Here is a 24636-nt window from a genome sequence, read left to right as displayed (position 1 = left end):
CGGCGTCGACGGGGTCAGCCGTCCCGCAGCTTCTTCAGTCGCTCCACGTCTGCCGCGTGGCCCTCCTTGCCGCCGGGCGTCTCGATGATCAGCGGTACGCCCTCGGTGGCGGTGTGGGTCATGAGGGCGCGGAACGGGTCCTCGCCGATGTGGCCGGAGCCGATGTTCTCGTGGCGGTCCTTGTGGGCGCCGACGACGTCCTTGGAGTCGTTGGCGTGGATCAGCTTGAGGCGGCCCTCGCCGACGGTGTCCACCAGGAGGTCGAGGGTCTGGTGCATGCCGTCGGGCCCGGTCAGGTCGTGGCCCGCCGCGAAGATGTGGCAGGTGTCCAGGCAGACGCCGAGCTTGGGGTGGGCGTCGAGCGCCTCGAAGTAGGGGCCGAAGTCCCAGGTGCGGGAGCACAGCGAGGACCCCTGGCCGGCGGTTGACTCCAGCAGTAGATACGGGTCGTCGTCGTGGGTCAGCTCGTCCAGCAGCGGCAGCATGTACGCGCGGACCTGCTTCAGCGCCACCGACCGCTCGCGGCCGCCCGTCGCGCTCCCGGTGTGCACGACCACCCCCAGCGCGCCGATCTCCCGGCCCCGGCGCAACGAGTGCCGCAGCGACTCCACCGACTTCTCCACCGTCGCCTCGGTGTGCGAACCGAAGTTGATCAGGTACGGGGCGTGGACGTACGCAGGGATCGACTCGGCGGCGCAGGCCGCGCGGAACTCCTCGTCCTGCCGCGGGTTCCCGGCGGGCGTCGCCCAGCCGCGCGGGTTGGCGACGAAGACCTGCACGGCCTCGGCCTTCAGATCACGGGCGTACGTGAGCCCGACGGAGTTCAGACCACCGGCGACGGGCACATGACCGCCGACAGGGTTGCGGGAAGGGCCGGGGAGGGCGCCGGAGGGGCCGTGCAGGCCGGGGGACTGCTGAGTACTCACCGCCCCAGGGTGTCATGCGGCCCGGGGCACCCGGTCGGCGGATACCGCGGCGCGCCGAGCACCTGAGCGGCGTCGGCATGCCGGTGCTGCCCGTCGGGGACGTCTGGCCGCGCCGTTCTGCAACCGCCCCGCGGCCGGGCGGCCGCGGGGCGGCCGCGGGCCAGGCCCGGCACGCCGGCGGCGCGGATGCCGCCGGACAGGCGGCCCAGCAGGAAAAGGACAGCCTGACCGTCACGGACGTCGACCTCCGGTGCTGACGGGCTTGACCCGCTGGTGTGGGTGCTGACGGGCTTGACCCGCTGGTGTGGGTGCTGACGGGCTTGACCCGCTGGTGTGGGTGCTGACGGGCTTGGCCCGCTGGTGCTGGTGCGGGCTGGGTTGGTCGGTGGGTGCTGGTGCTGGTGCCGACGGGCTTGGCCCGCTGGTGTGGGTGCTGACGGGTCTGGCCCGCTGGTGCTGGTGCGGGCTGGGTTGGTCGGTGGGTGTGGGTGCTGACGGGCTTGACCCGCTGGTGTGGGTGCTGACGGGCTTGTACCGCTGGTGCTGGTGCGGGCTGGGTTGGTCGGTGGGTGCTGGTGCTGGTGCTGACGGGCTTGACCCGCTGGTGTGGGTGCTGACGGGCTTGGCCCGCTGGTGCTGGTGCGGGCTGGGTTGGTCGGTGGGTGCTGGTGCTGGTGCTGACGGGCTTGACCCGCTGGTGCTGGTGCCGACGGGCTTGATCGGCCGGTGCCGGTGCTGACCGGCCTGGCCCGCCGCGCCGGGTGCCGACCGGGTGGGGCTGCCTTACTTGGCGCCGCCCGGGTCGGCCGCCGGCGGTCAGCCGATCTCGATCGTGATCGTCGAACCCTTGGCCGCCTGCTCGCCGCCTGCCACCGACTGTCCCTTCACCTCGTCCCCGAAGAGCCCGAGCAGACCTCGGTCCTCCTCGACCTCGAAGCCCGCGTCCTGGAGCTTCTGGGTGGCCTCGTCGACGCTGTCGCCCACGACGTCCGGGACCTCGATCATCTCGGGCCCCTTGGAGATCGTCAGGGTGACGGTGTCACCCTCGCCGACCTGCTCGCCCGCGCCCGGCGACTGCTCGGCGACCAGCCCCTTGTCGAACTCCGAGTTGACCTGCTCCGAGGCGATCTTCACCTTGAGGCCCTCCCGCTCCAGCAGGTCGGTGGCGTCCTCGACCGAGGAGCCGGACACCTCGGGGACGTCCACCGGGGCACCCCGGCTGACCACGAGCGCTACGGCCGAGCCCGAGGAGGCCTCGGTGCCGACGCCCGGCTCCGTACGGATCACCTGGCCCCTGATGACGTCCTCGCTGAACTCCCGTGTCACCAGGCCCGGTGCGAGCCCGTCGTTCTTCAGCCGGGTCTTCGCCAGGTCCAGCCGGTAGCCCTCCAGGTCGGGCACCTTCACGATCTCCGGGCCCTTGGAGATCGTCAGGGTCACGGTGTCGTTGTCCCGGATCCGCTCCCTGGGCCCCGGATCGGTACGGATCACCTGGCCGCGCTTCACCGTGTCGCTGAACTCACGCTTGGTGCGGGCGTCGAGCCCGGCGCCCTCGATCCGCTTCACCGCGGCCGCCTCGGACACGTTCAGCACCGCCGGGACCCTCGTGAACTGACCCGAAGTGATGTACCAGACACCTCCGCCCGCCCCGAGAGCGAGCAGCACGGCGGCGACGATCGCGAGCAGCCCGCGCCGGGGTGCCACGGAGCCGCGGGCACGAGTCCGCCGGGGCGGCGCGGGCGTCTCCAACCGGCTTGTGCGGTTGAGCTGTTCAGGCCCCGGCGCCCCCGTCCCGGGCAGGGACAGCGAGCGCGGAATGACACTCGTCCGGTCCTCGGCGTTGTCGTGGCCCCCGGCTATCGCCTGCGGCGGCACCGCGTCCAACTGCTCGTCGCTCAACGCGGACCGCGCCTGACGCGCCTGGGCGAGCAGCGCGACCGCGTCGTACGGCCGCAGCTCGGGGTTGCGCGCCGTCGCCGAGGCGACCAACTCGTCCAGCTCGTACGGCAGCGCGGGCACGGCGGCCGACGGCGGCGGCACGTCGTCGTTCAGGGCGCGGTAGAGCACCTGGGCGGGGGAGTCCCCGGAGTGCGGCTTGCCGCCGGTGAGCATCTCGTAGAGCATCACCCCGCACGCGTACACGTCGACACGGGTGTCCGTGGTGCCGTGCTCCAGTTGCTCCGGGGCGAGGTAGGAGACGGTGCCGAGGACGGTACCCGTGGTGCTCGTGACGGTGTCCACGGCCCGTACGAGCCCGAAGTCGGCGACCTTCACCCGGCCGTCGTCCCCTATGAGCACGTTCTCCGGCTTCATGTCCCGGTGCACGAACCCGGCACGATGCGCGGCCCCGAGCGCGGCGAGCACCGGCTCCAGGATGTCGAGCGCGGCCCGCGGCTGCAGAGCCCCGCGCTCGCGCAGCACGTCCCGCAGCGTGCAGCCGGCGACGTACTCCATCGCGAGGTAGACGTACGACCCGTCGGTGCCCTGGTCGAAGACCCCCACCACATTCGGATGCGACAGCCGCGCCACCGACTTGGCCTCACGGATGAACCGCTCCACGAACGAGCCGTCGGCCGCCAGCGTCGGATGCATCACCTTGAGCGCGAGCACACGGTCGAGGCGGGTGTCCACGGCCCGATAGACCGTGGCCATCCCGCCGACCGCGATCCGCGCCTCGACTCGATACCGGCCGTCGAGCACATGGCCGACAAGCGGGTCCTGAAGGGTCGTGTCCACGCAGGTGAGTGTACGAGCCACCACGGACACCCTGCCGGGTACTGCGCCGGGCGAGACGGACTGCAGCAGACCTGTGACGGGCGCTCCGCGGTGGTGCCGGGCGCCCGGGAACTAGGTGGGTGCGGTTGGGTGGCGGCTGCGGGTGGTGTGTGGTTGCTCGCGCAGTCCCCCGCGCCCCTTAAAAGCACGGGGTGCGGCCATGTTTTCAGGGCGCGGGGCTGTATCGATATGCGGCTCCGCCGCGTGGGCGCGACAAGCCCCCATCCACCCGCACACGTCACACAACCCCTCCCACCCGAGCTCGAAGGCGTGGCGGGGTCGAAGGGGCGGCCGCCCCTGGGATGGGACGGGTAGGGGCGGCGGGGGCGAGACCAAGGTCAGAACGCCGGCCGTTCCGGATCCAGCCGCGCCATCCCCTCACTCGGCGAAGACGCCTCCGCGAAGTGCCGCCGAGGAATCCGCCCCGCCCGGTAGGCGAACCGCCCCGCCTCCACCGCATGCCGCATCCCCTCGGCCATGAGCACCGGCTCCTGCGCCCGAGTCACGGCGGACGCCAGCATCACCCCCGCACACCCCAACTCCATCGCGAGCGCGGCATCCGACGCCGTACCGGCCCCCGCGTCCAGAATCACCGGCACACGCGCGTGCTCGACGATCAGCTGGAAGTTGTGCGGATTGCGGATGCCGAGCCCGGACCCGATGGGCGACCCGAGCGGCATGATCGCCGCGCACCCGACATCCTCCAACTTCCGCGCGAGGACGGGATCGTCGTTCGTGTACGGCAGCACGGTGAACCCGTCGTCGACCAGCGTCTCGGCGGCGTCCAGCAGCTCGATGGGGTCGGGAAGCAGCGTGCGCTCGTCGGCGATGACTTCAAGTTTGACCAGATCGGTGCCGAGGGCCTCGCGTGCGAGCCGCGCCGTGAGCACGGCCTCCCCCGCGGTGAAGCAGCCGGCCGTGTTGGGCAGCACCCGGATGCCCAGCCTGTCGAGCACGGACAGCACCGAGCCGTGCACGGAGGCGTTCACCCGGCGCATGGCGACCGTCGTCAGCTCCGTACCGGAGGCCGCGAGGGCGCGCTCCAGGACATCGAGACTGGGTGCGCCGCCGGTGCCCATGATCAGGCGGGACGAGTAGGTCGTACCGCCGAGGACGAAGGGATCGTCTGCCATGGGTCAGCCTCCTTGGACGGCGGTGAGGACCTCGACACGGTCCCCCTCGGAGAGGACGGTCGACGGCCACTGCGCGCGCGGGACGACGGTCTCGTTGAGCGCGGCGGCGACCCCGGAGGGCGACGCGGTGAGCGTCGACACGAGCGCGTCGAGGGCGGTGCCCGGAGCGACCTGCCGCTGTTCCCCGTTGACGAAGACGGTCATGACGTGGGTCGTGTTCATCGAGCTCATGCGGGCAACTCCGTGAGTTCCCTGAGGTTCCCGAGCCCCTGTGGCCCACTGCCCTGGAACCGCAGCGGCGTGAAGTCGCGGGCCTCCTCCGGCAGTTCCCCGGTGGTGAGCACCTGCGCCATGACATCGCCGGTGACCGGGGTGAGGAGCACCCCGTTGCGGTAGTGGCCGGTCGCCAGGAGGAGACCGTCGAGAGCGGTGGGTCCCAGGAGCGGCGCGTTGTCGGGGGAGCCGGGGCGCAGTCCCGCGCGGGTCTCGGTGAGCGGGAGTTCGGTGATCCCGGGGACGAGTTCATGGGCGTCGCGCAGCAGCTCGTACACTCCGCCCGCGGTGACCGTCGTGTCCCAGCCGAGCTCCTCGCTGGTCGCGCCGACGACGAGTTCGCCGTTCTCGCGCGGCACCAGGTAGACGTGGCTGCCGCGGACCAGCGCGCGCACGGTCCGGCTCAGGAAGGGCGCGTACCGCTTCGGCACGGTCAGCCGCAGCACCTGCCCCTTCACCGGCCGTACCGGCGGCAGCACCTCGTCCGGCACTCCCGCGAGCCGCCCGCTGAGGCTGCCCGCGGCGAGGACGACCTGCCCGGCGGCCAGCAGCGTGCCGTCCGAGGTGCGAACCCCGGCCGCCCGCTCCCGGGCCACAGACAGCTCCTCGGCCCAGGCCCGGTGGAAGGCCACCCCGGCGCGCTCGCAGGCCGTCACGAGGGCCCTGGCGAGCCGCCTCGGGTCGATCTGGTGGTCGCCGTCGACCCGCAGCCCGCCCCGCACGCCCGGCGCCAGCATCGGCTCCAGACGGCGGCAGTCGCGACCGCTCAGCCACTCCGACGCAAGGCCCGACCGGCGCTGCAGGGCGTGCAGTTCCCGCAGATGGGCGCGGTCGTCGGCGTCCAGCGCCACCGCGAGCGTGCCGGACCGGCGGTAGCCGAGGTCCAGGCCCGTCGCCTCGGTCAGCTCGGCCGCGAAGTCCGGGTAGCGGCGCGCGGACTGAAGGTTGAGCCCCAGCAGCGTCTGCTCGCCGTAGTGCAGCTCGGTGACCGCGGCGAGCATCCCGGCGGCCACCTGCGCGGCCCCGCCACCGGGCTCGGGATCCACCACGGCCGTGGCGAACCCGCGCTGCGCGGCCCGCCACGCCGTGACGAGCCCGATGATCCCGCCCCCCACGACGAGGACGTCCGACGTGCCTGATGTGTGCGTACGCGACATGGGCGTCCAGCCCCTCCCTTCGCCGGCATGACCCGGATCAGGTTCGTACGGTCGGAGGCCGCCAGCCTCCCTCTCAGCCCGGTGCGTCCGGGCTCCCGCGAGTAATCTTCTGTGCTGGGGGTCCGGGGGCCGTCCCCCGGGAGATGCAGCACGGTGGCCCACCCTAGCCCGTGCCCCGTGCCTCAGTAAGGGAGCCTCCGCCCATGGCCCGCTCGCTCGACGGTCTCGTCCTCGCCCCCGTCGCGGACCAGGCGCCAGGTCAGGTCGGTACGCGCACCCGGTTCGCGTACCACGAGAAGGACGGCGAGATCTGGGCCGAGTACGCGGGCGGCGACGTCGTTCGCGGCCACCTGATCGGTACGCGCGAGGGCGACCGGCTGGACTTCCGGTACGTGCAGCTGAAGACGGACGGGACCACCTCCTGCGGGCACTGCGAGTCCCTCGTCGTCGAACTGCCCGACGGGCGGGTCCGTCTGGAGGAGACCTGGGAGTGGGAGTCGCAGCCGGGCAGCGGGACGAGTGTGGTGGAGCAGGTCGACGAGGCCGGCGGGGGTGTGCAGGAGTTCACGCGGCACGACCACTGACTGACCATTCGTCAGTGTCTATGGTGATCAGGTGAGCGAGCAGACACAGGCACCGGTACGGACCGTGCGACGGGTCGTCGTCGTGGGCGCGGGCATGGCCGGGGTGCAGACCGCGGTCGCCCTGCGGGAACAGGGCTTCGCCGGCGACGTGACGCTGCTCGGCGCCGAGCCGCACCAGCCGTACGACCGGCCCCCGCTGTCCAAGGCGGTGCTGCTCGGCAAGGCCGAGGGCTCCGCCTTCGACGTCGACTTCGAAGCGCTCGGCATCGAACTCCAACTTGGCCGCGAGGTGCTCGGCGTACGCCCCGGCGAGCATGAACTCGACACGGCCACCGGACCCGTCCCGTACGACCTCCTGGTCCTCGCCACCGGTGCGGAACCGATCCGGCTGCCGGGTACGGAGGGTGTGCCCGGGGTGCATCTGCTGCGCACGCTGGACGACGCCGAGCGGCTGCGGCCCGTACTGGCCCGGCAGCACGACATCGTGGTCGTGGGCGCGGGCTGGATCGGCGCGGAGTTCGCGACCGCCGCGCGGGAGGCGGGCTGCGCCGTCACGGTGGTCGAGGCGGCCGACCGCCCGCTCGCGGGGGCGCTGCCCGCGGAGGTGGCCGCGCCGATGACCGCCTGGTACGCGGACAGCGGGACCACACTGCGTACGCACGCGCGCGTGGAGCGCGTCGAGTCCGGAGCGGTGGTCCTGGACGACGGCTCCCGGATCCCAGCCGGAGCGGTGGTCGTCGGCATCGGCGCCCGCCCGGCCACGGCCTGGTTGAAGGGCTCCGGCATCGAGCTCGGCGTCTATGGCGAGGTAGTGGCCGACGACCACCTGCGTACCTCCGCGCCGGACGTCTACGCCGTAGGCGACTGCGCCTCGTTCCCGTCGGGCCGATACGGCGAACGCCTCCTGGTCCACCACTGGGACAACGCCCTCCAGGGCCCCCGCACGGTCGCCGCGAACATCGTCGGCGAGACCCCCGAGCCGTACGACCCCGTCCCGTACTTCTGGTCGGAACAGTTCGGCCGCTTCGTCCAGTACGCCGGCCACCACGCCTCCGCCGACACCCTGATCTGGCGCGGCGACCCCGCGGGCGCCGCCTGGACGGTCTGCTGGCTCCGCGAGACCCGCCTGATCGCCCTCCTGGCCGTAGGCCGCCCGAGAGACCTGGCCCAGGGCCGCCGCCTGATCGAAGCGGGCACCCCGATGAACCCGGACCGCCTGGCAGACCCGGCGAGTCCCCTGAAGGCAGCGGCGGCATAACCAGCACGACAGCACACCCTGTCGGCCCCGCCGGAGGCGTCTCGGCTACCCACTGTCAGTCCCAGATGGCAGTCTTGGTGACGTGACCGAGATTGACGCAAAGATCGATGCTCTCGTCCCCGCGTGGCTGACCCTCCCCGACATCGCAGAGATGCTCGACGTCGAGGTGACGCGCGTGCGGCAGCTGGTCAAGGAGGGCCAGCTCATCGCCGTACGCCGTGGTGAGAACCGCGCGCTGCACGTCCCCGCCGCCTTCATCGACGGGGACAGGGTCGTCAAGGGCCTGTCCGGCACCCTGACGCTGCTGAAGGACGACGGCTTCACCGACGAAGAGATGCTGGAGTGGCTCTTCACCCCCGACCCGAGCCTGCCCGGCACCCCGGCCCAGGCCCTGAGCGAGAATCGCGGCACGGAGGTGAAGCGCCGCGCGCAGGCGCTCGCCGTCTGATCCGAAACATCCGAAACACCTGAGCCCGAGCACCTGAACACACCGGAACAACCGCTTGTGCGGCGTACGGACCCCGCCCCGCGGGGGTCGAGGTCCGTACGCCGCATGCCATCGCACCGCCAACGGGGGACTTCACATGCCCAACGCCGCCGACCGGCTCGCCGACGCCCGGCTCTACCTCTGCACGGACGCCCGTACCCGCCAGGGCGACCTCCCGGAGTTCCTGGACGCTGTCCTGAGCAACGGCGTGGACATCGTGCAGCTGCGCGACAAGGGCATCGAAGCGGCGGAGGAGCTGGCGCACCTGGAGGTGTTCGCCGACAAGTGCCGCGAGCACGGCAAGCTCCTCGCCGTGAACGACCGGGCCGACGTGGCGCATGCCTCCCGCGCCGCGCACCCGTCCGGCGCCGCCGTTCTGCACCTCGGCCAGGGAGATCTCCCGGTCCCCGCCGCCCGCGCGATTCTCGGCGACGACATCCTCATCGGCCGCTCCACGCACTCCGAGGAGGAGGCCGCGGCCGCCGCCGTCCAGGAAGGCGTGGACTACTTCTGCACGGGCCCCTGCTGGCCCACCCCCACCAAACCCGGCCGTCCCGCGCCCGGCCTGGACCTCGTGCGCCACACCGCCGCCCTCGCCACCGACCGCCCCTGGTTCGCCATCGGCGGCATCGACCTCGGCAACCTCGACGAGGTCGTCGAGGCGGGCGCCCGCCGTGCCGTAGTCGTCCGCGCGATCACGGAGGCCGACGACCCGGGAGCAGCGGCCGCGGAGTTCGCCAAGCGTCTGCGTGCCCTCTGACCTGACGTGAAGTGTCCAAGGGATGGACAATAGGTCGGCGAAACGGACAAAAGGTCCTGCTCTGGTTGGGGGACCGGTCCGACCTGACTAACCTGCCGGTATGGCCCTAGGAACCGCCTCCATGAGGACTGATCGCGCACGCACTGTGCGCGACATGCTCGCGACGGGCAAGACCACGTACTCCTTCGAGTTCTGGGCGCCCAAGACCGAGAAGGGCGAGCGGAACCTGTGGAACGCCCTCCGCAGGGTCGAGGCGGTGGCCCCAAGCTTCGTCTCCGTGACCTACGGAGCGGGCGGCTCCACCCGCGCCGGTACGGTCAAGGCGACCGAGCAGATCGCCGCCGACACCACACTCACCCCGGTCGCCCACCTCACCGCGGTCAACCACTCCATCGCCGAGCTGCGCAACATCATCGGCCAGTACGCGGACGCCGGTATCCGCAATATGCTCGCGGTCCGCGGCGACCCGCCCGGCGACCCCATGGGCGAGTGGGTACCGCATCCGCAGGGCCTGACCTACGCAGCCGAACTCGTCCAACTCATCAAGGAGTCGGGCGACTTCTGCGTCGGCGTCGCCGCCTTCCCCGAGATGCACCCGCGTTCAGTGGACTGGGACACCGACGTGGCACGCTTCGTGGACAAGTGCCGGGCCGGCGCCGACTATGCGATCACGCAGATGTTCTTCCACCCGGACTCGTATCTGCGTCTGAGGGACGCGGTCGCGAACGCCGGCTGTGAAACCCCCGTCATTCCCGAGGTCATGCCCGTCACCAGCGTGAAGATGTTGGAACGGTTGCCCCAACTCAGCAACGCGGCCATCCCGGACGTCCTGAAAGAGCGGATCGGCACAGCCAAAGACAATCCGGCCGCTGTACGCTCCATTGGTATCGAGTTCGCTACGGAGTTCTGCGCGAGGCTGCTGGACGAGGGAGTCCCCGGACTTCACTTCATCACTCTGAACAACTCCACGGCGACACTGGAAATCCACGAGAACCTGGGCCTGCACCACCCACCGAGGGCCTAGACCGGTCGCACTCGCGTACGACACACTGCGTAGCGGCCACAGGGAGAGGGGCGTACATGGGCTGGACGGTCCTCTACATCGCGTTCGGCGTCGTCGCGTTGTGGCTGCTGGGCGAGGTGTTGCTGCAGTACAAGGCGCGGCTGCGCTGGCGGCTGCTCGCCTTCGTCGGTTTCCTCGGTGTCGTCCTCGGCGTACTCATCCCCTCGGTGTTGGTCATCGCACTGGGCGCGGTCGGGTTCGCGGTCGGCCAGACCTATGTGACGCTCTCGTTCCGCCGTGGCTTCGAGGCGGGTTGGGCGGTCCGCCCGCGCTCCGCTGACGGCGAGGTCGAGGGCGACAAGGGTGCCAAGAGCGGCAAGAAGCGGCGCCGTGGTGAGCCGGAGCGTCAGGAGCCGACCCTGGAGGTCTCCGACCTGCAGTCCGCTGCCGGCGGTGCTGACGGAACGTACCCCCAGGACGGGGCCCCGTTCGACGACGACCGCGACGACGATGTGTTCGCCCGCCCGCAGTCCAGCCCCGCCGCGGCCGAGACCACGACCGTGTACTCCCCGGAGCCCCTGCCCGACGACACCAGCAGCTACGGCGTCTACGGCGACGACACCGCCTATGCGGGCGCCCCACAGCCACAGCAGTCCCAGCAGTCCCAGGACGAGGCCTTCGCCTACTACGGCTACGACCAGCAGAGTTACGGCTACGACGCCGCTCAGCAGCAGTACTCCGCCTACTCCGACCCGTACGTCGGCACGCAGACCTACGACACCTCCTCCTACGACCCGTCCTATGGCCAGCAGCCGTACGGGCAACAGGGTTACGGCCAGGACCAGTACGGCAACGGCGGCTACGGCGACACCCCGCCCGGCGGTGTCTGGGTGCCGCAACAGCGCAACACCGACACCTCGTTCGACGCGTTCGGTACTCAGCTCCCGCCGGAGCAGACGTATCCGCAGGAGCAGAACGGCAACGGTGGGCAGGGGTACGACGAGCAGCAGTACCGTTTCTGAGAAGTCCGCTTCACTGCGAGCCGCGGAACTCCGGCCCCTCCACGATCAGCCCGGCCACCAGCGCGCCCGACATCCCGGCGTGCGGAAGACCGCCGCCGGGATGGGACCAGCCGCCGACCGTGAACAGGCCGGGTATTCCGGTGCTGTTGGACGGGTGCAGCCAGCCGCCGTCGCCCGCGGCAAGCGCCGGGGCGGGGATCGCGCCGCCCTCCGCCCCGGTCGCCCTCGCGATGTCGGCCGGGGTACGGACCTCGTGCCAGAGGAGGCGGTCGCGGAGGCCTGGTACGGCGCGCTCGGCGGTGGTGATCAGCCGCTCCGCGTCCCGGCCGAGGGCTTCGGGCTCCGCCCGGTCCGGCTCGGCCGGCACCGTCGAGGTGAGGACGATCGCCTCGTGGTCGATGTCCGGCACCAGCGCCGGATCGTCGGGGCGCAGCACCGTAACCGTCGGCTGCGCGACGGCCCCGGAGGCACCACCGAACAGCAGGTCCAGCTCGCTCTCGCGCTCCTCCGTGTGCACCACGGTCCGGTGCGCCGTCCCCTCCGGGCGGCCACCGCGCAGCGCCAGCAGGACAGTCAGACGGCTCGTCGCCACGCGCCGGGGCGGCACGTCCCCGTCGCTCCGCACAGCCGACTGCTGCACGACTCGGCCCAGGACCTCGGGCGCGACCCCGGCGACCACGAAGTCCGCCTCGGTCACCGTCCCGTCCGCGAGGTCCACCCCGGTCGCCCGGCCGTCCTTCTCGATGATCCCCGTGACCTCGGCGTCGAAGACGAACTCGACCTTCCGGGTCAGGCACCGCTCGTACAGCGCCCGCGCCAACTCCCGTATCCCGCCCCGGACATACCAGGTCCCGAAGGCGTGCTCCATGTACGGCAGCACGGCCGCGCTCGCCGGGGTGGCGCGGGGATCCAGGCCGTACGCGAGGGCGTGACTGTCCAGCAGGGCCGTCAGCCGGGGGTCGCGCAGCTCCCATGCGCCGACCTCGGCCAGGGTGCGGGCGCGGCGCGTGCGCAGGAGCCTCTTGTGGGGCACCGCTGGGTACGGTTCGCGCTCGCCGAGCATCCGCCAGTTGGGCCACAGCGGCTCTTCCAGGAGGGGCCGCCGGGTGCGGTCCCAGGCCTCGCGGGCCCGCACCAGGAAATCGCCCCAGCGGTCGCCGGCGCCCGGGCCGAGGGCCGTGTTCAGGGCGGCGACGACGCCCGCGCGTGAGGCGTTCGGCAGCAGCAGGTCCGTGCCGTCCGCGAAGACGTGGCGTGCCGCCGGGTCCACCTGGACCAGGTCCACGCACTTCTCCAGCGGCTCCCTGCCGGTCTTGAGGAAGAGGTCGCGGTAGACGGCGGGCAGCGGCAGCAGCCCCGGGCCCGTGTCGAACACGAAGCCGTCGCGCTCGAAGCGGCCCACGGCGCCGCCGTACGTCGCCGTGCGCTCGTACACCACCACCCGGTGGCCCGCGACGGCCAGCCGGGCGGCGGCCGCCATCGCGCCCAGCCCGGCGCCGATCACCACGATCTTTGCCATGCCAGGGACTTTATCGGGCGGCGCTGACAATCCCGCCGGGTGCCCTCGGGGCCCGGGCGCGGGACCCGGCGCGAGTACGTGCGCGGACGCGATCGTCACCAATTGGCAACAGTGTGGTCTGGGCGTGAGTGCGCAGCTCTGAGTACGCGTACCTAGTGAGCGAGATGAGTACGCGCGCGGATGGGCTCCGACCTGCGTGAACGAGAGAGTGGAGGCACGGGAAGGGGCGCGGCTCCGCACCGCCGACACGGGGCGGCGGAACGGCACTCGCGCTCTTGACCGCTCCTTCCGTCGACGGCGTCGACGCCTGCGGCGAGTCGGCGGGAGCGAGGCACGGGGGAAACCCGGGGGGGCCGTACGGACCGACGGGGGACGGACGGGAACAGGGGAAAACGGGGAACGGGGGGAGGCGCCGGTTCGAGGTGGCCCGCGGGGGACGCGGCCAGTTCGGACCGGCGCTTTCACATGTGTCCGGCCAGGTGCATGCGCCCGGCCAGGTGCCCGGTCGGGCTACCGGTTGCCGCTCACCCGTCCATGCAGCAACCGGGACAGCGCCGCGTGGACGTCGTCCAGCGAGCGCTCCGGCTGGAAGGCCTTCCAGTCCAGGGCCGCCACCAGGACCATGCCGACCAGCGCCGACGCCGTCAGCCCGACGTCGATCTCGTCGCTCAGCTCTTCCGCCTCGACGCCCGCGCGGAGCACATCCTCGACGACGGCGACCGCCTCCTGCCGGACCACCATGAGCGTGGACTGCCAGGCCCGGTTGGTGCGCCACAGCTCGGCCACGTACAGCTGGGTGAAGGACGGGTAGTGGTCGATGAAGACGAGCCCGGACCGGATCATCGCGTCCAGTGCGTCGACCTTGCTGCCGCCCTCCTCGGCGGTCCGCTCGGCCGCCTCCCGAAGGGAGGCGGTGAGAAGACCCACACCGTGCCGCAACAGCTCCTCGAAGAGGACCGACTTGCTCGCGAAGTTGTAGTAGACCGTGCCCTTGGCGACGCCGGCGCGCTCGGCGATCTCGTCCACCGTCGTGGCGGAGAATCCCTGCTCCGCGATCAGGGTGACGGCCGCCTCGTAGAGTTTCTGCCGGGTCGCCTCGCGGCGGCCCCCGCCTGCGCCGCCGGGGGCGTTGCTGCTTTCCATGGCCCTGATTCTCACAGGAACCGTGTGGTGCTCGGGAACGGTGCCCTGCGCGGTCACAGCGCCAACTCCGGGTGCAGTCGGTCGAGGGTCCACACCTGCTTGCGGCGGGCGGACAGGGCGGTCAGTGTGAGGGCGCCGACGGTGAAGGTCACCAGCACCGCGCAGGCCTGCCAGACCGGGCCCAGACCACCGCCCGTGATGAGCCTGCGCAGGGCGTCCACGACGTGGCTCATCGGCAGGTAGGGGTGGACCGCGTTGAAGAAGTCCGGGCTGGTCTGCACGGGATACGTGCCGCCCGCGGACGTCAACTGGAGCATCAGGAAGGCGAGGACGAGGATCCGGCCCGCCGCCCCGAAGCGCGCGTTGAGCCACTGCACGATCGCCGCGAAGCACGCCGTCGCCAGGAACAGGAAGCCCACCGTCCCGGCCGCCCGCGCCATCTCCAGGCCGACCGCCCAGTGCAGCACCGCCATCAGCGCGACCGTCTGCAGCACCCCCAGCGCGGCCACTGGCAGCCAGCCCGCCAGCGCGATCCGCCACGCCGAAGCGCCGGCCGCGAGGGCGCGCCGGTTGAGCGGCTGGATCAGCATGTACGCCACCATCGCGCCCACCCACAGGGACAGCGGGATGAAGTAAGGGGCGAACCCGGTGCCGTAGTTGGGTGCCTTGTGCAGGTCCCTGGTGGCCAACTGCACCGGATCGGCCATCACTTCGGTGCGTTGGTCGCGGTCCTGCTTGTCGTAGTCCGGGATCTGCTCGGCCCCGTCGTGCAGGCCGCCCGCCAGCTTGCCCGAGCCGTCGGCCAGCTTGTACATGCCGCCCTTGAGGGCGTTCGCGCCCGTCTTCAGGTCGCCGACGCCCGTATCGAGGTTCTCCGCGCCCGTCTTGGCGGTGCCGAGGCCGGTGTGCAGCGTCTTGGCTCCCTTGGCGACCTTCTTGGCGCCCTTGTCGAGCGCGTTCACCTTGGCGACCGCGTTGTCGAGGTCCTCGGAGAGGGTGGGGGCCGCCTCGGCGAGGGCGCGGGCCTGCTTCTCCAGGGTCTCGAGGTCCTTGTCGAAGGCTTTCATGTCACCGTCGTAGTTCTTCACCACCGTGTTGACGTCCTCGGTGCGGGTGGCCGCCTCCGCCGCCGCGTCCTTCGCCTTCTCCAGGTCCGCACAGGCCGCGTCCGGCAGCACCGGCTCCTCGCAACGTCGCTCGTAGACGCCGTCCAGGGTGTCGGAGGCGGTACGGGTGCCGGTCGCGGCGGCCGGGACCGTCTTGACGAAGGTGTCGAGGTGGCTCCGGATCGTCGCCGCCGAGTCGGCCACCAGGGTCGCGGTGTCGGCGATCGTGTCGCCGTTCTCCTCGAGGAACGGCCGCACCTGGTCGGCCACTCCGTTGACCTTCTCGGCGAGCTTCTGGGTGCCGTCCGCGACCTGCTGGGACCCGTCCTCCAGATTGCCCGCGCCCTCGTCCAGGTCCTTCAGCCCGCCGGACAGCTTCCCACTGCCCTCCTTCGCGCTCTTCAGCCCGTCCGCCAGGTCCTTGGAGCCCTTCTCCGCCTTGTCGATACCGCCCTTGAGGTCGTCGGCGCCGTCCGCCGCCTTCTCGGTCTCCTCATGGAGGTCCGAGAACGAGATGAAGATCCGGTCGAGGAACGACCGCGACGCCTTCGTCGACGCCGCCGTACGCACCTCCGAGAACACGGTCCGCGAGATCTGCCCGACGATGTAGTTGTTCGCGTCGTTCGTACGCACCTGAAGGGCGCCCGTCTCCGGCGAATCCCCGGAACTGGAGGCGATCCTCTCGCTGAAGTCCGACGGCATGGTCAGCGACAGGTAGTACGTGCCGTCCTCCACGCCCCTGCGGGCCTCGGCGGCGCTCACCCGGTGCCACGCGAAGGTGTCGCTGTCGCGCAGCCCCTCGGCGATGTCGTCCCCGGCCGTGAGCTTCTGCTTGCCGACCGACGCACCCTTGTCGTCGTTCACCAACGCCACCGGGATGCGGTCGAGACGGCCGTACGGGTCCCAGAAGGACCACAGGTACAGGGCGCCGTACAACAGGGGCAGCAGCAGGAGCGAGACCAGGGCCGCACGCGGCAGCTTCCCCCGGCCGAACCGCCTGAGCTCAAGCGCGGCCAGCCTCGGCGAGCGCATCGGCCTTCTCCTTGTCGTCGTTGTCGTGGCTTACGTCCTCACGCGCGCGTGCCGCCCTCTCCGGCGCCGTCGACACCACGACCGCCCCGTCCGGAGCCTCGCTGCATACCGCCACGACGGTGATCCCGGACTCGGTGAGGGACCTCAACAGGGCCCACATCTCAGTCCGTTCGTCGTCGGAGAGCTTCAGGTCGGTGTCGTCCACGCCGAGCAGCCGGGGCCGGCCCATGAGGGCCAGGGCGAGGGACAGCCGCAGGGCCTGAAGCCGGTCCAGGTCGCGTACGGCGGTCCGGGAGCCCTTGGGCAGCGACTCGAGGTCGAGCCCGGCGGCGGTCAGCGCGGTGTCGATCCTGAGCCGCGACTCGGCGGCGCGCTCGGTGCGGGGCCGCAGCAGTCCGCGCAGGGAGCCGTCGAACCGCCGCTGCAGCAGCGCCCGTTCGCGGACGTGCTCCCCGACGGTCAGGGCGGGGTCGAGGTCGGTGACGCCGGGGACATGGGCGAGGGCGCTGATCCGGCGGACCGCCGCCATCCGCTTCGGCAGCCGGAGGGAGCCGACCGTGGCATGGCCCTCGCCGGGCTTCATACGGCCGGTGAGCGCGAGCAGCAGACAGGTCCGCCCCGACCCGGACGGCCCCTCGACGGCGATGAGCGAGCCGGGCGCCGCGTCGAACCCCACGCCCCGGAACGCCCAGCCGCCCGGGCCCTTGAGCCCGAAGTCCGCCGCGACGACAGCGACACCCTCGGCCGTACGCGACGTCTCGGCGACCGCCGCCCGTGGCTCGTCCATGTTCCCCGGACCCTCATCCCATTTTGAACTGACTGGTCAGTGCAAAATCTAACCCGAACCTCTGATCGAAGCAAAAGGCCAGGTCAGAACGGATTGTCAGTGGCATACCTCACGATGGGCACATACGGCACCTCGTATGAGGGTGTGCCGTCACGAAGACGACAGGAGGTTCGTCATGGCCAGCTACCACGCAGCAGCCGCCAACCGGCGCCGCGCCACCGGCCCTGCCCCCTCACTGACCGGCCCGGCGAGCGACGTGCACCCCGTGCTGCGCCGGGCGACCGCCCCAGCCGCCGCCCTCGACCTGCTCGCCCAGGCCCGTGCCGGACTCGACGAGGCGTCCGCGCACCAGACCCCGAACGATCGCTATGCCACGGCCCATCTCGCCGCCCTGCGCACCGCCGCCGCGGTGCTCGCCGCCCGCGGCCGCCCGGAACCCACCGCGAAGCGCCGGGCCAAGATCCGGAGCGCTTGGGAAGTGCTCCCCGAGATCGCGCCCGAACTCACCGAGTGGAGCGTGCTGTTCGCCTCCGGCGCCGCCCGCCGGGCTCGTGCCGAGGCGGGCATACAGGGCGCGGCGAGCGCGCGCGACGCCGACGACCTCATACGTGACGTGGCGATGTTCCTGCGCCTCGTCGAGCGGATGCTGGTGCTGCAGCCGGTGCTGCCCCAACCCCGGCAGGACGGCGACCAAGGAGTCCCGGACGCGGGCTGACCGACCGCCCCGGCGCCGCCCATTAGGGTTGGGGGCACCCGCGACCTCCGCCGTGGCCACCCGGCCACCGGCGGAGGAGCAAGCCCACCGCTCCGCCGCACACCAGGCGGTGCCGCGCCGAGGAGTCAACTGCCGTGTCGGACCCGATGCGACCCCGAGCCTCTCTCCGTACCGCCGTGGTCTGGGAGGTACTTCAGGACGCCCTCGACCGCAGGGTGAAGGCCACGGGGCGTGAGTCGCTCGACGTACTGGACACCGGCGGCGGCAGCGGCAAGTTCGCGGTGCCCGTGGCCCGCCTCGGCCACCGCGTCACCGTCGTCGACCCCAGCCCGAACGCGCTGTTCGCGCTGGAGCGCCGGGCCGCCGAGGCCGGCGTCGCCGACCGTGTGCAAGGCGTCCAGGGCGACGTGCACGGTCTCTTCGACGTGGTCGAGCGCGGCGGGTACGACGCAGTACTGTGCCACGGCGTCCTGGAGTACGTGGACGACCCCGCGGAAGGCATCGGCAACGCGGTCGCCGCGCTGCGCCCCGAGGGTGTACTCAGCCTGCTCGCCGCCGGCCTGGGCGGCGCGGTGCTCGCGCGGGCCCTCGCCGGGCACTTCAAGGAGGCCAAGCAGGCGCTGGACGACCCGAACGGACGCTGGGGCGAGGGTGATCCGGTGCCTCACCGTTTCACCGCCGAGCAGCTCACCGCCCTCGTCGAGGGCGCGGGCCTGGCCGTGGCCGCCGTGCACGGCGTGCGGGTCTTCGCCGACCTGGTCCCCGGGGTCCTCGTCGACACCGAGCCCGGGGCCCTGGACGCCCTGCTCAAGCTGGAGGCCGCGGCCGCCGAACTGCCCGCGTTCCACTCCGTGGCCACGCAGCTTCATGTGCTGGGTGAGACCCGGAGTGCCGACGAGGTCTGAGCCGTCTCCCGTGGCGAGCCCGCTGATCAGCGGCTCGGCGGCGGATGGAGTACGCCACAGGCCCCCCGATCGGGCGCTCGGAGCCGTATGATCGAGGGAGACCGTCCGGCATGACGGGCCGTTCGCTGGGGAATTCACACCTCAGCGAGTCGGGGTGCCATGGCGGGTTCCGGTTGGCGAATTGGCGTAGAGGGGCGGGTTTCAAGGGGGCGATTCCCTGCCTATCCTGAAGAGGACCCCCCGGGTCGCCCCGGCGACCGCACGATGAGGAGGACTCCGTGCCGCTCTCAGAGCACGAGCAGCGCATGCTCGAGCAGATGGAGCGAGCGCTGTACGCCGAAGATCCCAAGTTCGCGTCAGCGCTTGAGGGAAGCGGGCTGCGTACGTACACCCGGCGGCGGGTCTACCAGGCGGTCGCGGGCTTTCTTGTGGGTATCGCGCTCCTCATGGCCGGAATGGTCGCACAGCAGATCTGGGTCAGCGTGGTGGGATTCCTCGTCATGCTCGGCTGCGCGGTGCTTGCCGTCACCGGTTGGCGCAAGGCCCCCAAGCCGGGTGAGCAGCCCACGACCGGCGCCGCAGGCGCCGCCGGGGCGCGTCGACAGACACGACAGCGCCGCTCTATGATGGACAGGATCGAACAGCGCTGGCAGCGCCGCCGCGACGAGCAGGGCGGCCACTGAGCCCTCGCGCTCACCGGCCCGACCCCCACACCCGAAGACGGACGAAGGGGGACCACCCCAAGGGGCGGTCCCCCTTCACGCACGCCCGGAGAGTTGTTGCTGAGTTGCCCGGGCACCGCGCTGCCGAGAGGCCGAGCCGACCAGTCTCCGGCCCGTCGAGCCACCACCCCGCTCAGGCTGCCGGGCCGCACAGCGCCCACCTCTTGGCCCCCGCCGGGCCGCGTGAGACCCCGTTCTGCATGCGTCTGCCCCCGCCGGGCGAACCCGGCGGGGGCAGACGCACACACGGAGCCTCAGTTGTTCTGGCTCGTCGACGGACGTCGTAGGCGTGGTCGCAGGGCCGCGAGTCGGGCGATCAGTTCGTCTCTGGTCTCCGCCCAGCGGGCCGACGCGGCCCAGGCCACTCGGATGGTCGAACGGGGCAGCAGCAGGGCTCGGAGCTTCGTCCAGCGGCCGGCGTGTGCGCGTAGGCCGGTTCCGACCTGGTGGGCGTCGCGGGCGAGCCCAGCCGGGATCTGGGGCTGGGGAGCGAAGAGGACCTGCTCCACCGCCGTCGCCACCCGGTGCACTGCGTCCGCGGCCGTCGGTTCGAGCTGCCCGAGCCGCACGATCCGCGCGGCGGCCTTGCGGGGCGTCTGGGACTCGTCCGGCGGGATCCCGTAGTCCCACGCCGTGTCGGTCACCTCCCGCCAGGCGGCCAGCGCATGGGCCGCCGCGGCCTCCGTACGGGGGTAGGCCGTGGCTCTGCCCGGTGCCTGGGATCCGCCGGGAGCGCTCCCCTCGTAGGTCACCGCCTGCGAGACGGCCTGCCCACCGGCCGCCGCCACCGCACCCTCGTGCGCGCCGAGCCGCACGGACCGCACCCGCAGCCGCCACAGCATCGGCAGCAGCGGAATCGCCAGCACCGCGAGCGTGCCCGGGAGCACCAGCAGGGTCCACGGAGAGAAGAACAGCAGACCCCAGAAGGAGCGCTCGTCGTCGTCGGAATCCGTCGAGACCGCCGCGGACGGGGTCCCGCAACCGCCTTCCAGCCTCCGCTGCTGAGCCGTGCAGGTCTCGCGCGCGGACGGCTCCGCGGACGGTGCCGCGGAGGCCGACTCGGTGGGCCGGGGCACGTCCGGGAGGCCACTGGTGCCGGACGACTCGGGCTGGGTGTACTCGGGAGTCGTGCCCCGGTTCGGGGTCGGCTCGAAGCGGGTCCAGCCCACACCCTCGAAGTACAGCTCGGGCCAGGCGTGCGCGTCCCGCAGCCCCACCGACATCGAACCGTTCGACTGCGGGGTGCCGGGGGTGAAGCCCACCGCCACCCGGGCCGGTATGCCCATGGTGCGGGCCATCGCCGCCATCGCGAACGAGAAGTGGACGCAGAAGCCTTCCTTCTGCTCCAGGAACCGCGCTATCGCCCGTGAACCGCTGCCGACCTGGACCTCGGTGTCGTACGTGAACTCGCCGCTGAACGCGAACCAGTCCTGGAGCTTCACCGCCCGCTCGTAGTCGTTGGCCGAGCCCTCGGTGACCTCGAGCGCGGTCCGCGCCACCTCCGGCGGAAGCGACGCGGGCACCTTGGTGTACTCCCGCCGCAGGGCCGGCGGCGGCTCCGGCGCCGAGGAGAGCTGTTTCGCGGTGGGCTGCACGATCAGGCTCTGGACCTTGTACTGCACGCCCTTGGTGTCCTGCTTGTGGTCACCGACGAGCGTGCGGCCCACCGGCTCGTACCGCCAGTCGCCGTCAATGTCCACGTCGGTCACCGGATACGGCATCGGCAACCAGTCCTGCTCGTAGTCCTTCGCCGCGACGACCTGGGTCTGGATCACGGTCCGCTTGACGTCGGGCCCGAGGCCGATCGGCGTGCCGAAGTCGTCCGGAACCTTGGTGATGGACCGCTCGGTGGGCTTCCAGGAGGTGCCGTCGAAGTCGTCCAGGGAGACGATCCGCAGATACATCTCCTGCGTGTTGTCGGTGTTGGTGCGGTAGGCCAGGACCTCGCGGTCCTCGTCCACGTTCAGGCTGTCGCGCAGCGACACCAGCGGGTTCACCGCGGAGATCGTGCCGCCGCCACCGGAACCCGAGCCGAGGCCGGCGCCCGCGCCGTCCAGCAGTCCGCCGTCGAGGGCGGGCAGTCCGAGCGGCACCACCAGGGAGATGCCCAGTGCGACCACGCCGATCCGCCGACCGGTGCGGACCGGAGCGACGGCGCCGCCCGCGGACTCCGCACCCGGGCTACGGGAGGCGCTGCCGAAGACACGTCCCCACTGCGAGAGCCGGTCACGGCTCTCCGCCAGCAGCAGCATCAGATAGCCCGCGGAGGCGATCAGGAAGAACAGCCACGCGGCGCCGTCGGACAGTCCCGCGGCGACCGAGTACAGCGCGAGCAGCGGCAGACCGGCCGGAGCCGCGCTGCGGAACGTCACCGCGAGCGCGTCGACCATCAGCCCGATGATCAGGACCCCGCCGATCACCATCAGATGGATGCCGTCGCTCAGCGGCGCCGGGATCGCGTACCGCCCGACGTCCTCGGCGCCGGTCTGCAGCAGCGTCCCGAAGTACCGGAACGCCTCCGGACCGGGGACGATCCCGGCCACCGCCTGCTGACGGGCGAAGACCAGCGTCAGCATCATCAGCGTGACCAGGGACTGTGCCGCGATGGTCAGCGGCCGGGCCAGCGGGACCCGCCGGGTGAGCGCGCCCACCCCGGTCTGCACGCCCAGCATGAGGGCGGCCTGGAAGATCCAGGTCGCCGGTTCCACCAACGGCAGCAGCGCGCACGCCGCCATGATCGTGGCGGCCCAGGCACACAGCGCCAGCCTCGCCCGACCGCTCATGATCGTCCCCCCATACCGCCCCCGGTCACCACGCCGGTGCGCTGCCGGTCCGCCTGGCGCCACAGGTCCGTCAGCGAGGCGCCGCGCGGCACGAGCAGCGCTGTCCAGCCCGCCTCGTGCAGCAGGCGCAGCGTCTCCTCGGCGGCGCTCTCGGCGCCGGGGCCCGCCACGTCGCCCGGTTCACGCGTCCAGATCTCGCTGTCCAGCAGGAAGGCGACCGCCCCGCCACTGCGCTGACGCATCTTGCCGATCACCGTCGCCTGCTCCTCGTCGAGGTCGCCGAGGAAGGCGACCAGCAGCCCCTCGTTGCCGCCGCGCAGCACGTCGTACGCGGGCGACAGGCTCGTACCGTCCGAGTGGTCGATCACCGAGAGGGTGTCCATCATCAGCCCGGCCGCGTCGGCGGACTCCTGGCTGGCGCCCGCGAACCCGTCGGCCCCCTCGCCGGGCACCGAGCTGCCCGTGTCCGTCAACAGCCGTACGGAGAAGCCCCGTTCGAGCATGTGGACCAGCATGGAAGCGGCGCCGGAGACGGCCCACTCGAAGGCCGAGTCCGGACCCGCGCCCAGGTACGACTCCGCGCGGGTGTCCAGCAGAACGGTGCAGCGGGAGCGCTGCGGCTGTTCCTCGCGGCGCACCATCAGCTCGCCGTAGCGCGCGGTCGAACGCCAGTGCACCCGGCGCAGGTCGTCGCCGTGCCGGTACCCGCGCGGAATCACATCGTCCTCGCCGGCCAGCGCCAGCGAGCGCTGCCGCCCGTCGCCGTACCCCTTCGCCTCACCGGTCAGCCGCACCGGCGGCAGCGGTTCCACGCGGGGGACGACCGTGAGCGTGTCGTATGTGGAAAAGGACCGGGTCAGCTCGCACATGCCGAACGGGTCGGTCAGCCGCAGCTGGAGCGGGCCCAGCGGATAGCGGCCGCGCAGGTCGGACCGTACGCGGTACGACACCTCGCGGCGACCGCCCGCCTCCACCCGGTCCAGGACGAACCGGGGGCGCGGCCCGAGCACATACGGCACCCGGTCCTGGAGCATCAGCAGCCCGGTGGGCAGCCGCGAGACATTGTCCATCCGCAGGTGGACCCGGGCCTCGCTGCCGGCGGGCACACGCGCGGGGGAGAGGCGTCGGCTGCCCGCCACTCGGTAGCGGGTGCGGTACAGCACGGTCGCGCAGACCAGCGGGAGTACGGCGAGCAGCAGGCCGACCCGGAGCAGATCGCTCTGCCCGAGAACGTACGCGCATATGGCGGCCGCTATGCCGGCGGCCAGGAACGAGCGCCCGCGGGTGGTGAGACCGGCGAGGGCCGTGCGCAGCCCGCCCTTGTCCTGCTCCGGGGCGGGCGCGGGCCCCGCGGTGGTCATCCAAGCCTCCGCGGCGGCTGCTGCGGATACGCGGGCGTGGCGTGGCCCATGCCCGCGTATCCGCTCTGCGGGGGCGCCTGCTGCGGCACAGGCGTGCGCTGGAGGATCTCCTGGACGACCTGCTCCGGTGTCCGGCGGTTCAGCTGGGCCTGCGCGGTGGGCAGCAGCCGGTGGGCGAGGATGGCCACGGCGAGCGACTGGACGTCGTCCGGCAGCGCGTACTCCCGGCCGCTGAGGGCGGCGGTCGCCCTCGCCGCGCGCAGCAGGTGCAGCGTGGCACGCGGAGAGGCGCCGAGTCTGAGGTCGGGGTGGGTGCGCGTGGCGCCGACCAGGTCCACCGCGTATCGCCGGACCGTTTCCGCGACGTGCACGCCGCGGACCGCCTCGATCAGCTTCACGATGTCGTGCGCGTGCGCCACCGGCTGCATGTCCTCCAGCGGGGAGACGCCGCCGTGGACGTCGAGCATCTGCAGTTCTGCCTCCGGGCTGGGGTAGCCGACGGAGACCCGGGCCATGAAGCGGTCGCGCTGGGCCTCGGGCAGCGGGTACGTGCCCTCCATCTCGACCGGGTTCTGCGTGGCCACCACCATGAACGGGCTCGGCAGCTCGTACGTCTGCCCGTCGATCGTGACCTGGCGCTCCTCCAGGGACTCCAGAAGCGCGGACTGCGTCTTCGGCGAGGCGCGGTTGATCTCGTCGCCGATCACGATCTGCGAGAAGATCGCGCCCGGCTTGAACTCGAACTCCTTGCGCTGCTGGTCCCAGATGGACACGCCCGTGATGTCCGACGGCAGCAGGTCCGGCGTGAACTGGATGCGTCGCACCGAGCAGTCGATGGACTTCGCCAGCGCTTTGGCCAGCATGGTCTTGCCGACGCCGGGTACGTCTTCGATCAGAAGATGTCCCTCGGCGAGCAGCACTGTCAGCGAAAGCCGTACGACCTCAGGCTTGCCTTCGATCACTCCTTCGACCGAACTGCGGACTCGCTCCACAGTGCTGGTCAGATCAGTGAGGCTCGCTCGATCGTCATAGGTCGTCACCCGGCCCTCCTCGGCCCGTTCTTTCTTCCAGGCCGACGCTCTGCGATGCGGACCGGCCCACCCCGAAACACGGACACCACGCGAACAGTGCTGGTTCGACGTGACGTCATACCCGTCATTCTTGCTGCCGTTACCGATTCGTGTC

Annotated in this window: 22 protein-coding genes and 1 riboswitch; of the genes, 10 read left to right on the top strand and 12 right to left on the bottom strand. The window is 71.7% G+C overall.

What is annotated here, in order from left to right; genetic code table 11:
• Positions 1-14: 14 nt before the first annotated feature.
• Positions 15-926: a deoxyribonuclease IV gene (locus CES90_RS02580; RefSeq protein WP_189781680.1), complete on the bottom strand. Its 912-nt coding sequence runs from the start codon at positions 924-926 to the stop codon at positions 15-17.
• Between the two features lie 14 nt (positions 927-940).
• Here CES90_RS02580 and CES90_RS02575 point away from each other — a divergent pair, with 14 nt between their 5' ends.
• On the top strand, positions 941-1183 hold the full coding sequence (locus CES90_RS02575; RefSeq protein ID WP_189781681.1) for a hypothetical protein: 243 nt from the start codon (positions 941-943) through the stop codon (positions 1181-1183).
• A 559-nt stretch (positions 1184-1742) separates the two neighbouring features.
• Here the strand turns inward: CES90_RS02575 and pknB are convergent.
• From pknB to thiO, 4 genes are all read right to left on the bottom strand, one after another.
• On the bottom strand, positions 1743-3662 hold the full coding sequence (gene pknB, locus CES90_RS02570; RefSeq protein WP_189781682.1) for a Stk1 family PASTA domain-containing Ser/Thr kinase: 1920 nt from the start codon (positions 3660-3662) through the stop codon (positions 1743-1745).
• Between the two features lie 377 nt (positions 3663-4039).
• Entirely contained in the window at positions 4040-4834 is a 795-nt protein-coding gene (locus CES90_RS02565; RefSeq protein ID WP_189781683.1) for a thiazole synthase, read from the bottom strand.
• 3 nt (positions 4835-4837) lie between these two features.
• Positions 4838-5038 (bottom strand): sulfur carrier protein ThiS, encoded by a 201-nt coding sequence (thiS, locus tag CES90_RS02560; protein WP_189781887.1) that lies wholly within the window; start codon positions 5036-5038, stop codon positions 4838-4840.
• Between the two features lie 23 nt (positions 5039-5061).
• Positions 5062-6264 (bottom strand): glycine oxidase ThiO, encoded by a 1203-nt coding sequence (thiO, locus tag CES90_RS02555; RefSeq protein WP_189781684.1) that lies wholly within the window; start codon positions 6262-6264, stop codon positions 5062-5064.
• Positions 6262-6373, bottom strand: a riboswitch (TPP riboswitch). (Overlaps the previous gene by 3 nt.)
• 94 nt (positions 6374-6467) lie before the next feature.
• Here thiO and CES90_RS02550 point away from each other — a divergent pair.
• From CES90_RS02550 to CES90_RS02525, 6 genes are all read left to right on the top strand, one after another.
• Positions 6468-6848, top strand: a complete 381-nt coding sequence (locus CES90_RS02550; protein WP_189781685.1) for a hypothetical protein — start codon at positions 6468-6470, stop codon at positions 6846-6848.
• Positions 6849-6879: 31 nt separating this feature from the next.
• The gene (locus tag CES90_RS02545) at positions 6880-8106 is read left to right on the top strand and encodes an NAD(P)/FAD-dependent oxidoreductase (RefSeq protein ID WP_189781686.1); all 1227 of its coding nucleotides are present in this window, start codon (positions 6880-6882) and stop codon (positions 8104-8106) included.
• An 82-nt stretch (positions 8107-8188) separates the two neighbouring features.
• Entirely contained in the window at positions 8189-8554 is a 366-nt protein-coding gene (locus CES90_RS02540; protein WP_189781687.1) for an Rv2175c family DNA-binding protein, read from the top strand.
• A 136-nt stretch (positions 8555-8690) separates the two neighbouring features.
• Positions 8691-9353, top strand: a complete 663-nt coding sequence (thiE, locus tag CES90_RS02535; protein ID WP_189781688.1) for a thiamine phosphate synthase — start codon at positions 8691-8693, stop codon at positions 9351-9353.
• A gap of 100 nt (positions 9354-9453) precedes the next feature.
• Positions 9454-10377: a methylenetetrahydrofolate reductase [NAD(P)H] gene (gene metF / locus CES90_RS02530; RefSeq protein WP_189781689.1), complete on the top strand. Its 924-nt coding sequence runs from the start codon at positions 9454-9456 to the stop codon at positions 10375-10377.
• A 56-nt stretch (positions 10378-10433) separates the two neighbouring features.
• Complete coding sequence (locus CES90_RS02525) at positions 10434-11378, top strand: SCO2102 family sporulation regulator (RefSeq protein WP_189781690.1); 945 nt, start codon at positions 10434-10436, stop codon at positions 11376-11378.
• A 10-nt stretch (positions 11379-11388) separates the two neighbouring features.
• On the opposite strand, the gene CES90_RS02520 is transcribed toward CES90_RS02525, so the two are convergent.
• The 4 genes from CES90_RS02520 to CES90_RS02505 form a co-directional block, all read right to left on the bottom strand.
• Positions 11389-12897 (bottom strand): phytoene desaturase family protein, encoded by a 1509-nt coding sequence (locus tag CES90_RS02520; RefSeq protein WP_189781691.1) that lies wholly within the window; start codon positions 12895-12897, stop codon positions 11389-11391.
• A 510-nt stretch (positions 12898-13407) separates the two neighbouring features.
• Entirely contained in the window at positions 13408-14040 is a 633-nt protein-coding gene (locus CES90_RS02515) for a TetR/AcrR family transcriptional regulator (RefSeq protein WP_189781692.1), read from the bottom strand.
• Between the two features lie 53 nt (positions 14041-14093).
• Positions 14094-16178, bottom strand: a complete 2085-nt coding sequence (locus tag CES90_RS02510) for a YhgE/Pip family protein (RefSeq protein WP_189781693.1) — start codon at positions 16176-16178, stop codon at positions 14094-14096.
• Positions 16150-16965, bottom strand: a complete 816-nt coding sequence (locus CES90_RS02505) for an ATP-binding cassette domain-containing protein (protein ID WP_189781694.1) — start codon at positions 16963-16965, stop codon at positions 16150-16152. The genes CES90_RS02510 and CES90_RS02505 overlap by 29 nt, the downstream gene beginning before the upstream one ends.
• Before the next feature lie 175 nt (positions 16966-17140).
• On the opposite strand from CES90_RS02505, the gene CES90_RS02500 reads away from it, so the two are divergent.
• From CES90_RS02500 to CES90_RS02490, 3 genes are all read left to right on the top strand, one after another.
• Entirely contained in the window at positions 17141-17680 is a 540-nt protein-coding gene (locus CES90_RS02500) for an SAV_6107 family HEPN domain-containing protein (RefSeq protein ID WP_189781695.1), read from the top strand.
• Positions 17681-17814: 134 nt separating this feature from the next.
• Positions 17815-18585 (top strand): methyltransferase, encoded by a 771-nt coding sequence (locus CES90_RS02495; protein WP_189781696.1) that lies wholly within the window; start codon positions 17815-17817, stop codon positions 18583-18585.
• A gap of 278 nt (positions 18586-18863) precedes the next feature.
• Entirely contained in the window at positions 18864-19268 is a 405-nt protein-coding gene (locus CES90_RS02490) for a DUF3040 domain-containing protein (RefSeq protein WP_189781697.1), read from the top strand.
• A gap of 293 nt (positions 19269-19561) precedes the next feature.
• Here CES90_RS02490 and CES90_RS02485 read toward each other — a convergent pair whose 3' ends face one another.
• Genes CES90_RS02485 through CES90_RS02475 form a run of 3 tightly spaced genes read right to left on the bottom strand, consistent with a single transcriptional unit; the run spans position 19562 to position 24491 of the window.
• Positions 19562-22090: a transglutaminase TgpA family protein gene (locus CES90_RS02485; protein ID WP_189781698.1), complete on the bottom strand. Its 2529-nt coding sequence runs from the start codon at positions 22088-22090 to the stop codon at positions 19562-19564.
• Entirely contained in the window at positions 22087-23451 is a 1365-nt protein-coding gene (locus CES90_RS02480) for a DUF58 domain-containing protein (RefSeq protein WP_189781699.1), read from the bottom strand. Before CES90_RS02480 ends, CES90_RS02485 begins: the two co-directional genes overlap by 4 nt.
• The gene (locus CES90_RS02475; RefSeq protein WP_189781700.1) at positions 23448-24491 is read right to left on the bottom strand and encodes an AAA family ATPase; all 1044 of its coding nucleotides are present in this window, start codon (positions 24489-24491) and stop codon (positions 23448-23450) included. The genes CES90_RS02480 and CES90_RS02475 overlap by 4 nt, the downstream gene beginning before the upstream one ends.
• Positions 24492-24636: the final 145 nt, after the last annotated feature.

It is taken from the genome of Streptomyces capitiformicae (genome assembly GCF_002214185.1).
Lineage (GTDB): Bacteria > Actinomycetota > Actinomycetes > Streptomycetales > Streptomycetaceae > Streptomyces > Streptomyces capitiformicae.
Note: the sequence above shows the minus strand (reverse complement) of the source record. Positions and strands in the feature narration are given on the sequence as shown.